This window comes from Sunxiuqinia sp., from assembly GCF_055140945.1.
In genome coordinates this window covers 21305-35804 of record NZ_JBSQYS010000018.1, presented here as the reverse complement: position 1 = coordinate 35804, position 14500 = coordinate 21305, and the positions used below count along the sequence as shown (strand labels likewise).

The window sequence follows — 14500 nt, the reverse complement described above, 5'->3', positions numbered from 1 at the left end:
GAAATTGTTTTTTTATGGCAAAAGTTAAGTATAAATTCAACCCCGAAACCCTCAGTTACGATAAGGTTGAACGCAACTTAAAATCTAAAGTCAACCGCTTTTTATTGTTATTCGCCGCCAGCTTGGTTATGAGTATTATTTTGGTTGTTATTTTTCTACAATTTTACGAAACACCTAAAATGCGCAACTTAAAGCAGGAAAACCGACGGCTGCTCACGCAATACGAATTTATGTACAAGAATCTGGAAAGCATTGAAGATGTTCTTGCAGATATCCAGCAACGAGATGACAATTTATATCGTGTTGTTTTTGAAGCTGATCCAATACCAAACTCGATCAGAAAAACTGGATTTGGTGGAGTAAACAAGTATGCAAGACTCGAAAGCATGGACAATTCGGAACTGGTGATTAACACAGCCCGAAAGCTTGATGTAATAGCAAAAGAAGCCTACATTCAATCCAAATCATACGATGAAGTTTTAAAGCTGGCCCTGGATAAAGAAGAAATGCTATCAAGCATTCCAGCTGTCATGCCGGTGTCCAATAAAGACATGAAACGAACGGCGTCGGGCTGGGGATTTCGCATTCACCCGATATATAAAATTCGCCGCTTTCACTACGGAATGGACTTTACCGCACCAATTGGCACCGAAGTTTATGCAACAGGTGACGGAACTGTAAAAGAGGTAAAAAGATCCCATACCGGTTTTGGACAGTGGATTGTGATCGACCATGGATTTGGTTACGAAACCTTGTACGGTCACTTAAATGAGTTCAATGTTAAAAGAGGCCAAAAAGTGAAGCGCGGAAATGTCATTGGTTACGTTGGAAGTAAAGGAACTTCTTCCGGACCACACCTGCATTACGAAGTACACAAAAACGGCAAGGCAGTGAATCCGCAATATTACTACTTTAAAGACCTGACACCACAGGAATACGAAAAGATGATCGCGATTTCGTCGAACATGGGGCAATCGTACGACTAACCCATTAAAAGTGTGCCATACAAAAAGCCCAAAATAGAAAAAGTCTTTTATCCCATTGGCGAGGTAGCGGAGATGTTTCAGGTCAACAAATCAAAAATTCGCTATTGGGAAAATGAATTTGACATTCTAAAACCTCAAAAAAACAAAAAAGGCAACCGCCTGTTTACGAAGGAAGATATTGAAAACATCAAGTTAATCAATCATTTGACCAACGAACGCGGATTAACCATTAAAGGTGCCAAGCAAAAATTAAAAGACAATAAAGAAGATACGTTGAATAAGCACGAATTGGTGGATCGATTGCAAACCATTAAGCAAATGCTAATCGACATCAAAGATAAGATGGGATAAGAATTGGCGGGAACATGGTAGTTGATGAAATTTAAAATTTTGAACTCGAAATTCGAAACTGAGCAAATGAAATTAAGCGAAATTACAACATACCTCGAGTCGATTGCCCCACTGGCTTATCAAGAATCATACGATAATGCCGGACTATTGGTAGGTGATCCCCAAAAAGAAATCAACCAAACGCTAATAACACTGGATGTTACCGAAGCCATTTTGGACGAGGCCATCGAAACAAAAAGCGATTTGATTGTCGCCCATCATCCGCTCATCTTTGCTGGATTGAAAAAAATAACCGGTAAAAATGAGGTTGAGCGATGCGTGATTAAAGCAATTAAAAACGACATTGCCATCTATGCTTCTCATACCAATTTGGACAGCGTACTCGGAGGAGTAAACAGTAAAATATGCGAGAAATTAGGACTCGAGAATGTTCAGATTTTAGCTCCGGTTTCCGGTCAGCTAAAAAAACTGGTCACCTTTATTCCGTTTGACCATGCTGCAAATGTGCAGCAGGCAATCTTTAAGGTAGGTGCGGGACACATTGGAAATTACGATTCCTGCGCTTACTCAATTCCCGGCAAAGGGAGTTTTCGGGGAGAAGAAAAAACTAAACCATTTGTGGGGAAACCCGGGGAAATTCATTATGAGAATGAAATTCGTTTTGAAACAATCTTCCCAGCACATATCCAAGGGCAAGTGATCCGTGCATTAATTGAGGCTCACCCATACGAAGAAGTCGCTTACGATATTTATTCGCTGGATAATGAAAACCCGCAAGTTGGGATTGGGATGATTGGGGAACTCGCGACACCAATTGAAGAGAAGAAATTTTTGCAACAAACAAAAAAAATATTTGGATCCGGCGCGGTGAAACACAGTCCGTTGATCGGAAGAAAAGTTAAAAAAGTCGCCGTTTGTGGGGGCTCAGGTAGCTTTTTAATTCGTCAGGCCATTAACTCCAAAGCAGATGTATTTGTTACCGGAGACCTGAAATATCACCAATTCTTTGAGGCTGACGGCAAAATTGTACTAGCTGACATCGGTCATTTTGAAAGTGAGCAATTCACTAAAGAAGTTTTTTATGAATTACTTACAAAAAAATTCCCTAAATTTGCAGTCCGTTTATCGGAGGTAAATACCAACCCGGTAAATTATCTGGTTTAAAAAGAAAATTAGAGCATTCAAAATATGAATACACAGCATCAAGAAGACAAATCAGTTCCAATTAGCGAGAAGCTAAAAGCACTTTACGAGTTACAAACTGTTGTTTCTGACATTGACAAAATTAAAACCCTTCGTGGTGAGCTTCCTTTAGAGGTTCAAGATTTGGAAGATGACATTGCCGGATTGACAACTCGTGTGGGTAATTACAGCGACGACATTAAAACGCTGGAAACATCAATTGCCAACCGTAAAGCTGCCATCAAGGAATCGGAAGCTTTAATTGCCAAGTACACCGAACAACAAAACAATGTTCGCAACAACCGTGAGTACGACTCGTTGAGCAAGGAAATTGAATTCCAAAAACTGGAAATTGAGCTTTCAGATAAGAGAATCAAAGAATTTACGACTGATTTAGCTACAAAAAAAGAAGCAGTTGATTCTTCTAAAACTCAATTATCAGAGCGTCAGGAAGACCTTGAACGTAAGAAAAGAGAATTGGAAGAAATTACAGCTGAAACGAAAATTGAAGAAGAAAAGCTGAAAAATAAAGCAGAAAAAATTGAAGGCATCATTGAGCCACGTTTACTAACTGCTTTTAAACGTATCCGCAAAAATGCCCGCAACGGACTTTCAGTGGTTACCGTACAGCGTGATGCTTGTGGTGGTTGTTTTGCGAAAATTCCGCCGCAACGTCAGATGGATATTGCCAACCGCAAGAAAATTATTGTTTGCGAATACTGCGGACGTATTTTGGTTGACAAAGACATCCTTGAACCAGAACAACTAAGTGAAGAAAGCAAATAAGCCAATCGCTTATTCAACGATACTAAAAAACCTTTAGATTGATTTCTAAAGGTTTTTTTATGTCATGTTATTGAGTGTGACTTTCAAGTCATCCGCTCAATTTAACTAAAATCCAAGTGCCAGGAATTCCGTTCCTCTACTTATTCGACCATCAGCGGATCGGAATCCAGTGTACCAAAAAGAAAAATCCGATATTTTTCGAAAAGGTCGGATTTTTTATCTATTGAAAATATTTTATTGCTTCGTTTGTTTACCAACTTCCACCGGCACCGCCGCCGCCGAAGCCACCGCCGCCAAATCCGCCGAAACCACCACCGCCGCCAAAGCTGCCGCCGCCACTGGAGAAATTACCAAACGACCCGCCATGACTACGACCGGAGCCCATCATGCCACCCATTAATAACCAAAATGGCAAACTGCTACCACGACTGGTCGCACCGTAATATCGCTTTCGTCCGCGAAGAATTGGAACCACGAAAAAGAAGATCACAAAGAGGAAGATAATAACGCCCAGACCGCCGCCACCTCCACCACTGGCTTTCTCATGGTATTCAGCTGCTGAAAATTCTCCTTTAGCCAATGACTTGATCACTTGTGTTCCTGCATGCAACCCACCATAAACATCACCTTGTTTAAAGTGCGGAATCATTTCATAATCGACGATGTCGCGATTAGCGACAGCATCCGGAATTGCCCCTTCCAGACCATATCCTACAGCAACAAAAACCTGTCCTTTCGAATCGCTGGTTTTGGGTTTGAACAGCACCACTACTCCGTTGCCTTTGTCCTTTTGTCCAACGCCCCACTCTTCACCTAATCGAAAAGCAAATTCTGATGCCGGATAGCCCCCCAGATCAGGAACGGTTACAATCGCAATTTGGTTAGAAGTTTCGCGGGCAAATTGCTCCAACTCCATCTCCAATTGTTGCTCCTGTCCATTAGAAAGCACGTCGGCCATGTCGTTGACCAACTGCGGAGGATTGGGTCGCTCAGGAATATCCTGCGCGAAAGAACTCAGTGAAATAAAAAGTGCTAGTATTATTGTGATTTTTTTAAACATGCTGCTCTATTTTTTTCCAAATGAAATTTCATCGGACAATTCGTTAACATCATCTGTTTGGTGAGGGAAATGCGATTTGAGTTGTTCGCCTGCCATTAAAATACCTTCGGCTAAACCAGCGGCAAACAGCCCCTCCTTGAACTTTGAAAGCATATGTGTTTTGATCTTTTCCCAAAAGTCGCCAGGAACTTTGGCATTAAGTCCTGCATCGCCCAAAATGGCAAACTTTTGATCTTTCACTGCCAGATAAAACAAAACACCGTTGCGCAGTTCTGTTTTGTGCATCTCCAGTTTTTCAAACCAATAGGCGGCCCGATCAAGCACATCTTCAGGACATTTTCCCTCTACATGTAAACGAACTTCACCGGAGGTATTTAACTCCGCTTTTTTGATCGCATCGGTGATCTGTTTCTTTTCTTCTTCGGTAAAAAATGATTGTGCTGACATCGTTTTTCCTTTTTTAACTTCTATTCAAAACTTACCTCTGGAGCATTTTCGGCACCCTGTTCTGCTTCAAAATAAGCTTTCTTTTCGAAGCCGAACATATTGGCATAAATATTTTTTGGAAACGAACGTATGTAGGTATTAAACGAGCGGGCACTCTCATTAAATTTCCGACGCTCTACTGCTATCCGGTTTTCCGTTCCTTCCAGCTGAGCCTGTAAATCCAAAAAGTTCTGATTAGCTTTCAGATCTGGGTAGCGCTCAACCACCACCATCAATCGACTTAAGGCCGAGCTTAAACCCGATTGTGCCTGTTGAAACTGCTGCAAACTTTGTTCATTCAGGTTTTCAGGATTTACATTTACCGAGGTTGCTTTCGAACGGGCTTCAATTACCGATTCTAATGTCTCCCTTTCGTGGGATGCATAACCCTTTACAGTATTCACCAAGTTAGGAATCAGATCAGCACGCCGTTGGTAAACGTTTTCTACCTGAGCCCAGGCAGCATTAACCGATTCATCTTTCGATACCATCGTATTATAAGTCCCTTTAAAGGAAGAGTAAATAATCAAAATAACTACTGCAATTACAGCTAGAACAATCCAAATCTTCTTCATGTGTTTATATTTTTTACTTTAAGTTCGTACAATTTCCGCATTCCAATGTAGTGCTTTCATGTCGTGCACCAACGCATGGAACTCCCCAATAATCATCCTCCTGTGTGAGCAAAACTTTGATCATGGTTTTCATCTATCTAAAAATTTAATGTTTCACAAATATGATAAAATCGGTCAAAAATAGCTTCCCATTATCGGGGAATGTTACATTTTTGTCGATAGGCTTGTTCCCTCAAATGGTGAACCAAAAACACGTGTTTTGGCAGAAATGAAGAAAAACAGATACCCCTGGGAGCCATAAAAAAGAGGAGCTCAGTTTCAGCCAGACTTAAACCAATGGATAGCAATACGATACAAAAAAAACAAAATTCAACTGACCGAAATTCTTAATCACAAAATTCTGTTCTATGCCGACCCATCAGATTGTGCCATTTTGGCATCGAGATCTATCGAGAATAATTATCGTTTTAAGCCTGAGGCGACTGATATTTCTTCAAGGTAAAAGAGAATCTACTACCTTTTTCAACAACCGATTGGACTTGAATATTCCCACCATTTATCTCAACAAACTCTTTACACAGAATCAACCCTAAGCCGGAGCCTTTTTCGTTATTTGTTCCATAGGTTGATAAAAGATCGTTCCCATCAAGTATTCGGGGAATATCGTCTTTTTTAATACCAACCCCCGTATCGGTAATGCTCACTTCATAAAAATCATCATCCTTCTGTTGAACTCTCACCCATATTTTGCCCTCTTTGGGGGTAAATTTCAAAGCGTTTGATAGCAAATTCCGAATAATAAGGTCAACCATATTTTGATCCGCAAAAACAAAAACACGATCCGATACTTCAGAACTCAAATCAATCGATTTTTGCTCGGCAATACGGGTATTTAGTATGATGTTATTTTTTATAATCAGACTAAGCTTCAGCTTTTCGGGCTTAAACTGAATACTTTCTTTTTGTGTTTTAGCCCAAAGTAATAAGTTATCAAGCAAAAAATAGGTGCCCTCAGCTTCATCTCTTAACTCCTCCAGTATTTGCGTTCGAAGCTCTTCAGTAAACATATCAGGAAATTCAGCAAGCTGGCTAATCATGTCTTTAAACGCGCCAATTGGGTTTCTTAAATCATGACCGATTATTGATAAAAATCTATCTTTTGTCTGATTTACCCGTATGAGTTCTTCATGCTGACTGAGGATCTGCTCATTTTTCTGTTGCAACAATAAATTTGCTTTTTTCCTTGATCCATTATAAACTAACGACAATGCGATAACAATGACCAACAGGGCAATAGCAACTATTAATGTACGAGCCTGAGACTTTTGCTTAATTAACTGCAAGTCCTTTATCTCATTGTTTTTCTGAAGAAGTGCAATTTCATTTTCTTTATCTGCGATATCCAACTCTGCACGATGCAATGCTAACTGATGAGCCTGATTTTCTTTGCTCAATGAATCACTTATTGCAACATAGCTTTTATAATTTTTAAGTGATTCAGCATAAAGGTTCATCCGTTCCAAGATCTGAGCCTGCAACAAATAAGCTTTTAAACTAAGCTCTTTTAATCCTACTTGTACCGACTTTTCGATGCAATATTCAGCATGCTTTCTGGCATTTCGCAGTTTGCCTTCTTTCATGTCGACATAACCAAGAATGAGCTTTGCATTGATAACACCTTCTTCCATTTCTGCGCTTTGAAATACTTCCAGAGATTCATTGGCATATCGTCTGGCCGAATCTAATTTTTCGACTTTTGAGTAGGTTTCAGCATACCCAACCTTTCCAACAGCAAGATAAAACTCACTAATTTCATTGGTTTTTGCCAACTCAAATATTTGGTTATAATATTTGAAAGCCATTTTGTACTGGCTCTTATCTTTATAAATCTCTGCAATATTGTTGAGCACCACGACTTTCCCCAAAATATCTCCACTCAACTCGTGTTTACGAAGGGTTTTTCGGTAATATTCCAACGCTAAATCATACTCTTTCCAGGAATGATAATTCACGGCAATGTTGTTCAATATTCTTGCAGCAACGGATACATTGTCGGTCGATTCAAAATACTTCAGTGCTTCAATCATATTTTGGAGCCCACCAGCCCGATCTCCTTTATTCGTTAAAATTGAACCGATATTAAACTTTGCTCTTGCTTTCCATCCCGGCAAGCCGGCTTCCGTTGCGACCTGCAAGGTTTGTTTGAACAAGCTTAGTGCTTCTTCGTAATCTCCCGTATTCATGTGGTAGGCCGCTAAGGAGCTCAAGCCAATACTAATGTATTTCTGATTATTTAACTTCCTGGCAAGTTCTAACCCCGGAGTTAAATGCTTTTTCCCTTTTTGAAACTCCCCGGTAAAAATATATCCGGTTCCAATTAACAAATTGGCATAACAAGATTGATCATTCTGAACAGAATCACCCAAGATGACTAATGAACGCTCGGCATATTCTATTGACTTAACCGGAACGACATACATGTACTCTTCGGCAAGAGTAAGGTATACATCTACCAGCTCAGCTCCTTCAAATTGGGGAACCAAAGCCTCTAAACTATCGATTTTTGATTTTTCTGACTGAGCATTATGAAAAACGCCAGTGAGAAGAATAACAAGTAACAATATATGTCTCAATGCAAAGGCTTTTGTTTGATAAGTAAAAATAGCCTTATTTATGAGTTTGTCAAAATTATTTATGTAAACATTAAACGATACGGACGGGCAATCTCATCCTCCAGTTCGGCAAGGCTAAAACTACGGCTTTTGCGAAAGTATTCACGTCCTCCGAATACAAGCTGAATCGTTGGCACTGCAAATATCCTATTTTGTGCCGATAGTTCAGGAGAAGTGTTTAAGTTGATGTAAAACAATTTGATTTTCGGGAAATTGGCACTCAACAATTTTTCAATTTTGGGCTTTATAACTTTGCAAACCTGACATTCGTCGGTAGAAAAGTAAAACAATAACGCCTGCTCTTTTCGAAGCAGATCGTTATATTGTTCGAGTGTTTTAACAGGCGTGTACATTTAATAGGCTCCGATACTCAACAACACCAAGGTACAAGCTTCCTGAACTTCGATGCCATTGTCGGACAATCGACCAGCAAGTTCATCGTTCTCAGTTCCCGGATTAAAAATCACACGCCGGGGTTTTAAGTCGATCAAGTAATCGTAGTAGCCGGACTGATGCCGAGACCCTACATAAAGTGTTACCGTATCTATATCATCATACAATAACTTGTCGGTATCAAACTCAACATCATCAACATGGCCAGCTCTCGGAGCAATGGCAACTACCGGATGCTGATGCTTTCTCAAAGCCCTGATCGCTTTGTTGGAATATCTTTCAGGTTTCTCACTCGCACCAATTACCAATGTCTTTTTTTTCATCATGTCTTTTTCATTAGTAAAACAACCGCATGAGCAGAGATTCCTTCTTCACGCCCTTCAAAACCTAATTTTTCAGTGGTGGTGGCTTTTATTGAAATTGCTTCAGCATCGGATTGAAGCACATCTGTAAGTGTTTTTTCCATTGCCGGAATATGATTCATCAACTTGGGTTTTTGAGCAGCAATTGTAATGTCGGCATTGCCTAGCACATAACCCTTTGATTCAATCAGATCCTTTACTTTAGCCAACAGCTTTTTACTATCAATATTTTTGTAGTCTGCCGAGTTATCCGGAAAATGAAACCCAATGTCGCGAAGTTTTACAGCCCCCAACATGGCATCGCAAAGCGCATGAATCAGCACATCGCCATCTGAATGAGCAACAGTCCCTTTGTCATGCTTAATTTGAACACCACCTAGCCAAAGGCTTTCTCCATCTGCCATTTGGTGCACATCGTAGCCATAACCGATACGAAAAGGGTTCATCGTCGTTGATTACTAAACGATTCGAAATCAAACGAAAGCGTAAATCTCAGGGTATTTGCCAGCGGATGATTTTGCTCCGTAGGCATGAGGTACGAAAAGTCCAATGCAAATACATTCAACTTTAGTCCTGCTCCGGCAGAAAAATATTTTCTGTTACCCTTATTCTCATGCTCATAGAAATATCCTGCACGTAAGGCAAATTGCTTGTTGTACCAGTATTCAGCACCAAAGGATAGGTTAACTTCCTGAAGTTCTTCAGAAAATCCGCCCGGAGCATCATTAAATGAACTAAATATACCCGCAATAGGAGACTTATCTTCACCATAACGATCGCCGAAAATACCGACAGTATCCAACGCTGGCGTTGGAACAAGTAGTTTATTAATGTCAAAATAAAAACCAATGGTATTATACCTGTCCATTTCGGTTTTATAACCAACCCCTAACCTTAAGTTTGTAGGAATGAAATCTTTCTGTTCACCATCAGTATACGATATCTTACTACCAATATTAGTGATTGCAACACCTGCTGAAATAGTTGATTCTTTGCGATTCACTCTCATTTCATTTTGGTAATAAAAAGAGATATCGGCAGCATATGAATTTCCCGGTGTAATTCCTTCCTGTCCGGGAGCCAAATCAGAATGAATATACCTCAAGGCAACAGATCCTGAAAAGTAGTCGGATAACAAACGGGTATAGGCAACATCAAATGCAAATTCGTTCGGACTTTGTGTTCCCTGAAATGTACCTTCATTGCTCATAAAAGAAATATCACCCAACGAAAAATAACGAAGAGATGCACTAAACGATTGCAAGTCATCTAACTTTTTATGACCAACCAGGTATGCCACATTAATATCATCAACCAAATTTCGCAACCAAGGAGTGTATGATAAGGCAACACCCATTTCACTTTCGATGAAAGCATATTTTGCAGCATTCCAGTGCTGAGAGTTCATATCAGGTGTGGTGGCAGCACCAACATCTCCCATAGCACCAGCACGCGAGTCGGGAGCAATTTGTAGAAATGGCACCCCCGTTAAAATTGTATTAGCACCTGTTGTCGAATTTGTTTGAGCAAAAGTTTTGTTTGTCAATAAACCTAGTCCAATTAAGGTTATAAGAACCGCGAATCGTCTTTCCATTATTTCTGTTTCAAAAAATTGAGTTGCAAATATATATCATTGCAGCAGAGTTACCAAGCTGCAAGCACAAGATTGAGAACGTAAAAAATTCTTAAAAAGTATGTATTTGTCAATACTAATATCTGGAAATAATAATTTTACCTGATTTACTGGCAGAATATCCGTCGTTGGCAATAATAGTTACGCGATATAAATAAGCGCCATTTCTGATTAATAATTGGTTCTCGTTGATTTGCCATTTCATGGGTAAACTTTTGGCACCATTTGACGCCAATTGCTGCTCCAACACTTCGACGAGACTCCCCGAGAAATTAAAAATCTCCAACTTGGCATCGAAGGATTCGTCTGGTCGGTTATGTGTAAAAACAATATTTGTAAATTCGGTAGCCGGATTCGGATAGGCTTCCACTTCCACAATTTCAAGCTTTTCATCAACCACAAATTGAATTTCAACCTCCGTTGAATTATTGAGTACATCCCAAACTTTAAGTTTCAAGGTGTGCTCACCTACTGACAAGCCATTAAGAGGATAGATGATCTGTCCTTTTTTATAACTATCCTTTTCGCTTAAATAATAATCATTCAGCACCTGAATGTTTGAGTAATCATTATCCAAAATAGCCGTGATATCATGTCCAATGCCCACACCAATCGTATTGATTCCGTTTTCATCTTCGACATCAGCTATTAGAATTGAGTTTTTGCCAACCTCGTCTCCTGACTGAAAATGTTCATCATTTAAATACAAATTGATATTCGGCCCCTGGCTGTCATTAATTGTATTATTTGAAGCACCCCCAATATAAAAATCCTTCAAAACGCCCTGAGCATCGACCTCTCCATTATTGGCATAATAAGAAATCTTCCCTTCGCCCACAGCATACGAGATATCCTTTGGAACAATGAAAGTAAATTCAAATTCTCCACCGGACACTGTAGTTACTCCTTTATAAATGATACGATCCTGAACCTTAAAATTGAATGGTTGCTCTCCTCCATTACCAAATGTTTCAACATCATATTCTTTGTCGTAAACGTCAATAACTAAATCGCCTTCAAAATCGGCCAGTAAAGCGCCGGTCTGATCGGCCACCTGACCAGTGATTGTAACTGTAGACAATGAACCAATCGTATCTGTCATCTGATCAACCGGGGCGCCATTAATTGTTTTCGTTTGAACCTGATATTTCGGGAAAGCCAAACTCAACGCAGGATCGGCAAGTAGTGTGAAATTTCGTTTATTAATCCCGGTATTAATTCCATTTTTTGAAAGTCGTAACACATCTCCCATCCGGAGTTTTTCCCCATTTTCATCCTGGCTAAATACATGCTCATAGAATTCCTTATTTATAATAAAATTAGGCCCTGAGTACACTACCCGAGTGGTACTAAACAATCCGACACCTCCACCATTAGGATTAAAAAGGATATGCTCACCTCCCGAATTTTCTTCATCATCGAATCGACTAATTTCGCAAGTAGCAGTCACAAAAATTGGCAGCCTATTGTAATTCGACCACTTATCAATGTCTGTTATTCCAAGAACTTTTTCATGAGCCAACGATGTTTCACTGGCATGCCCGGTATAATTTAAAATCAAAGCTCCTTCTTTTACCCGATTGTTGATTGCTTCGGTAACCCCGGGATAACGATCGCCAGCAGTTGTAGACTTTTCCTCAAAAGCATCAAAATATATTTTGTCGGTATAAAATGCGGGGTTCATTCCATTAACAATATCAGCCAATTGATTGGTCTGCCTCATGTGTGTGTTGTTATCTTCATCATCACCAATTAAACAAACTACATTTCGCCACTCCCCTAAAGCAGCAGTGCTTGCGTAACTTTTTATTTTTGAAACCACAATCTGGGCTTCAGTAGCTGTTTTAACCGGAAGTCGCCCAATTCCCAAATCAATTTTTCCACTATATTCGCCTTCGCCATCGTCCAACAATACAAAGAAATCGTCTGTCACAAATGACGAAGTTGGCACTAACGAGTTCGGCGATTGGTAGGTTAGAATGAAATTATTTGCTTCACCACTTACATTTTTATTATCAAAACTTCCGTCGCCAAATAACAAAACATATTTCAGCGATGATCCTGGTTTATCATAGAGCATTTTCAGAAAATTCCGGATTCCCGCAACATCAGGCGCTCCACCTGAAAATTCATTGTATATTTTTGAAGGCGTTACGATTTGAGTTGATAACTGATCCGTTGCTTGATGAAATTGTGCCAACTCATTAGCTTCATTCAAAAAGTCAGGATGTGAAACAATCATCATATCCATCCCGGAAAGTTGGTGTAAGTTCTGATTGTCAACCGCTGCAACATATTCAGGTTCGGGCAGGTTTCCATCGGTTTTAAACGCTACAAACTCATGCAAAGATTCAGTTTCAATTTTAAAAGATGTTTGATTTCCACTAATCGAAAAAGGCATCGATACAGGATTCGTATAGTCAGTGACATCCCAAATTTTAAGGTTGGTGCCGGAAGCCGACAGATTAAACTGAGCCACCCCATTTTCTCCAACACTTTCAATATCCCTAAACAATAATTGATCATCAACGTCAAGCGTTCGTTTATAATTTATAGTAATGTAATCCAACCATGCATTGGTGTTGCTACTAGCTGCCACATACTTTAAATCCACTTTCAGCGAATTTGTCGGATTGCTAAGCTCATATTCATTACTTCCCAGGTCTGCATAAAGAACTAACGGATCAGTCGTATTAACCGGTGAAAAGTTTAGCGCATCAACCGAAGAATTATTCATCTTCACCTCCATCTTGGAGCTACTACCCGAACGACCGGCAGCCTCAATATCTATCTTTGCTGATTCTCCATTAACAATATTTTCTAATTTCAGTGTAACTGATTTAGTTTGACCATTGATGAACTTTTCTCCAAACCATCGCCTTCCTGATTTTATCAGGTTATGCTCTTCCGACTCGTGAAATACATGGTCATCAGAATAATTAACCTGATTTGTTACCGCTGCACTCACAACTTGTGCTTCCTCAACGTTCTTTTCACTCCCTTGGTCGCTCAAAAAATAATACGCATAGTCTGAATAGTCATTTAACTCTTGAAAAAACTGACCTTTTACTTCATCTAAACTCCAGTGAACAGTGCCTGTTGAGTAAAAGAAAATGCAGTCATTCCCGCTCCCGTCTTTACCATGATAAATGGCATTCTGTTGTAAATCGTCATAGTAGAAGTCATCGTTCATTTTCGGCAACATATATCCACCATTGCCATATAAATGCACACTGCCGGGATTCGAGAAACCCCAACTTTGAAGTTGTGAATAGGTGATTTTATGAATTCCCGCTTCCGAAGTTCTGAGCTTCACCCACTGACCCGATGCCAAAACTGAAGAGTTTTTCCAGTCTTCCTGGCTTAAAAGGACAGACTTCTTTTCATTCACCGAACGAACTTTAATAGTGAAAGAAACCAATCGTCTTGCCGTACCTTCGTTATCAACCACGATTGGAACAAAATCGAGTATTGCCTGAAAACCAGATTTTGACCCAATATATTCAATGGAAATATCAAGCTGATCATTTATTGAAAGCTCAGCGATATCGTTCGCACCTTGAAATACTGAAAAAACTAAATCAGTAATCTCAACACGTTCGTTCGCATCATCCAACTCAATAACCTCCTGATAATGGGGAACACTATTGTCATCCAAAATAGCATCTGCAAACTGCCCGAAAGGAGCATTGGTGTTGCTACGAACAGAGTCAACCCATGATATATAACGACTCTGTTTTTGACCAAAAACAGCGGCTGACAACGAAAAAACCAAAATAAAAAGTAAACTATTTTTCATTAAAATAAACTCTCAAATTATAATGATAAACGCTTCAATTCTTACAATATTGCAACTAAAGGACAGCGATTTCCCGACTTCAGACAACAATACTTCTTCTCGAAAGAAAGCAAAAGTACAAAGACTAATGGATTATTTCATATTAAAAAGTTGTTCTGTCCAAACAATAAGAATAGAACAATTTAGTTATATTTGTGCATATTAAAACAAACTGA

The 14500-nt window shown here is 39.5% G+C and carries 13 protein-coding genes; 4 read left to right on the top strand and 9 right to left on the bottom strand.

The genetic code is table 11. From position 1 onward, the window contains the following. Nucleotides 1-14 precede the first annotated feature (14 nt). From ACTB00_RS10340 to ACTB00_RS10325, 4 genes are all read left to right on the top strand, one after another. Nucleotides 15-986, top strand: a complete 972-nt coding sequence (locus ACTB00_RS10340; RefSeq protein WP_463299845.1) for a M23 family metallopeptidase — start codon at nt 15-17, stop codon at nt 984-986. A gap of 12 nt (nt 987-998) precedes the next feature. Next, entirely contained in the window at nt 999-1337 is a 339-nt protein-coding gene (locus ACTB00_RS10335; protein ID WP_463299844.1) for a MerR family transcriptional regulator, read from the top strand. Between the two features lie 66 nt (nt 1338-1403). Next, entirely contained in the window at nt 1404-2501 is a 1098-nt protein-coding gene (locus tag ACTB00_RS10330) for a Nif3-like dinuclear metal center hexameric protein (protein WP_463299843.1), read from the top strand. A 24-nt stretch (nt 2502-2525) separates the two neighbouring features. Further along, nucleotides 2526-3305 (top strand): zinc ribbon domain-containing protein, encoded by a 780-nt coding sequence (locus tag ACTB00_RS10325; protein ID WP_463299841.1) that lies wholly within the window; start codon nt 2526-2528, stop codon nt 3303-3305. A gap of 250 nt (nt 3306-3555) precedes the next feature. Here ACTB00_RS10325 and ACTB00_RS10320 read toward each other — a convergent pair whose 3' ends face one another. From ACTB00_RS10320 to porU, 9 genes are all read right to left on the bottom strand, one after another. Then, nucleotides 3556-4365 (bottom strand): TPM domain-containing protein, encoded by an 810-nt coding sequence (locus ACTB00_RS10320; protein WP_463299840.1) that lies wholly within the window; start codon nt 4363-4365, stop codon nt 3556-3558. Between the two features lie 6 nt (nt 4366-4371). Next, entirely contained in the window at nt 4372-4812 is a 441-nt protein-coding gene (locus ACTB00_RS10315; RefSeq protein WP_463299839.1) for a TPM domain-containing protein, read from the bottom strand. Between the two features lie 20 nt (nt 4813-4832). After that, on the bottom strand, nt 4833-5426 hold the full coding sequence (locus tag ACTB00_RS10310) for a LemA family protein (protein ID WP_463299838.1): 594 nt from the start codon (nt 5424-5426) through the stop codon (nt 4833-4835). 467 nt (nt 5427-5893) lie between these two features. Then, the gene (locus ACTB00_RS10305) at nt 5894-8059 is read right to left on the bottom strand and encodes a tetratricopeptide repeat-containing sensor histidine kinase (protein WP_463299836.1); all 2166 of its coding nucleotides are present in this window, start codon (nt 8057-8059) and stop codon (nt 5894-5896) included. 59 nt (nt 8060-8118) lie between these two features. Continuing rightward, the gene (locus ACTB00_RS10300; RefSeq protein ID WP_463299835.1) at nt 8119-8451 is read right to left on the bottom strand and encodes a thioredoxin family protein; all 333 of its coding nucleotides are present in this window, start codon (nt 8449-8451) and stop codon (nt 8119-8121) included. Beyond that, nucleotides 8452-8817: a CoA-binding protein gene (locus ACTB00_RS10295; protein ID WP_463299834.1), complete on the bottom strand. Its 366-nt coding sequence runs from the start codon at nt 8815-8817 to the stop codon at nt 8452-8454. After that, complete coding sequence (gene ispF / locus ACTB00_RS10290; protein WP_463299833.1) at nt 8814-9299, bottom strand: 2-C-methyl-D-erythritol 2,4-cyclodiphosphate synthase; 486 nt, start codon at nt 9297-9299, stop codon at nt 8814-8816. Before ispF ends, ACTB00_RS10295 begins: the two co-directional genes overlap by 4 nt. After that, complete coding sequence (gene porV / locus ACTB00_RS10285; protein ID WP_463299832.1) at nt 9296-10447, bottom strand: type IX secretion system outer membrane channel protein PorV; 1152 nt, start codon at nt 10445-10447, stop codon at nt 9296-9298. The genes ispF and porV overlap by 4 nt, the downstream gene beginning before the upstream one ends. A gap of 115 nt (nt 10448-10562) precedes the next feature. Continuing rightward, a complete protein-coding gene (porU, locus tag ACTB00_RS10280; RefSeq protein ID WP_463299831.1) occupies nt 10563-14285 on the bottom strand; it encodes a type IX secretion system sortase PorU in 3723 nt (1240 codons plus the stop codon). Between the last annotated feature and the right edge of the window lie 215 nt (nt 14286-14500).

Excerpts from the sequence above, each read along its gene's own strand:
- ACTB00_RS10325 (WP_463299841.1), top strand. The coding sequence starts at position 2,526 with ATGAATACACAGCATCAAGAAGACAAATCAGTTCCAATTAGCGAGAAG.
- ACTB00_RS10295 (WP_463299834.1), bottom strand. The coding sequence starts at position 8,817 with ATGATGAAAAAAAAGACATTGGTAATTGGTGCGAGTGAGAAACCTGAA.
- ACTB00_RS10310 (WP_463299838.1), bottom strand. The coding sequence starts at position 5,426 with ATGAAGAAGATTTGGATTGTTCTAGCTGTAATTGCAGTAGTTATTTTG.
- ACTB00_RS10300 (WP_463299835.1), bottom strand. The coding sequence starts at position 8,451 with ATGTACACGCCTGTTAAAACACTCGAACAATATAACGATCTGCTTCGA.
- porV (WP_463299832.1), bottom strand. The coding sequence starts at position 10,447 with ATGGAAAGACGATTCGCGGTTCTTATAACCTTAATTGGACTAGGTTTA.
- ACTB00_RS10330 (WP_463299843.1), top strand. The coding sequence starts at position 1,404 with ATGAAATTAAGCGAAATTACAACATACCTCGAGTCGATTGCCCCACTG.
- ACTB00_RS10340 (WP_463299845.1), top strand. The coding sequence starts at position 15 with ATGGCAAAAGTTAAGTATAAATTCAACCCCGAAACCCTCAGTTACGAT.
- ACTB00_RS10315 (WP_463299839.1), bottom strand. The coding sequence starts at position 4,812 with ATGTCAGCACAATCATTTTTTACCGAAGAAGAAAAGAAACAGATCACC.
- ACTB00_RS10320 (WP_463299840.1), bottom strand. The coding sequence starts at position 4,365 with ATGTTTAAAAAAATCACAATAATACTAGCACTTTTTATTTCACTGAGT.
- porU (WP_463299831.1), bottom strand. The coding sequence starts at position 14,285 with ATGAAAAATAGTTTACTTTTTATTTTGGTTTTTTCGTTGTCAGCCGCT.
- ispF (WP_463299833.1), bottom strand. The coding sequence starts at position 9,299 with ATGAACCCTTTTCGTATCGGTTATGGCTACGATGTGCACCAAATGGCA.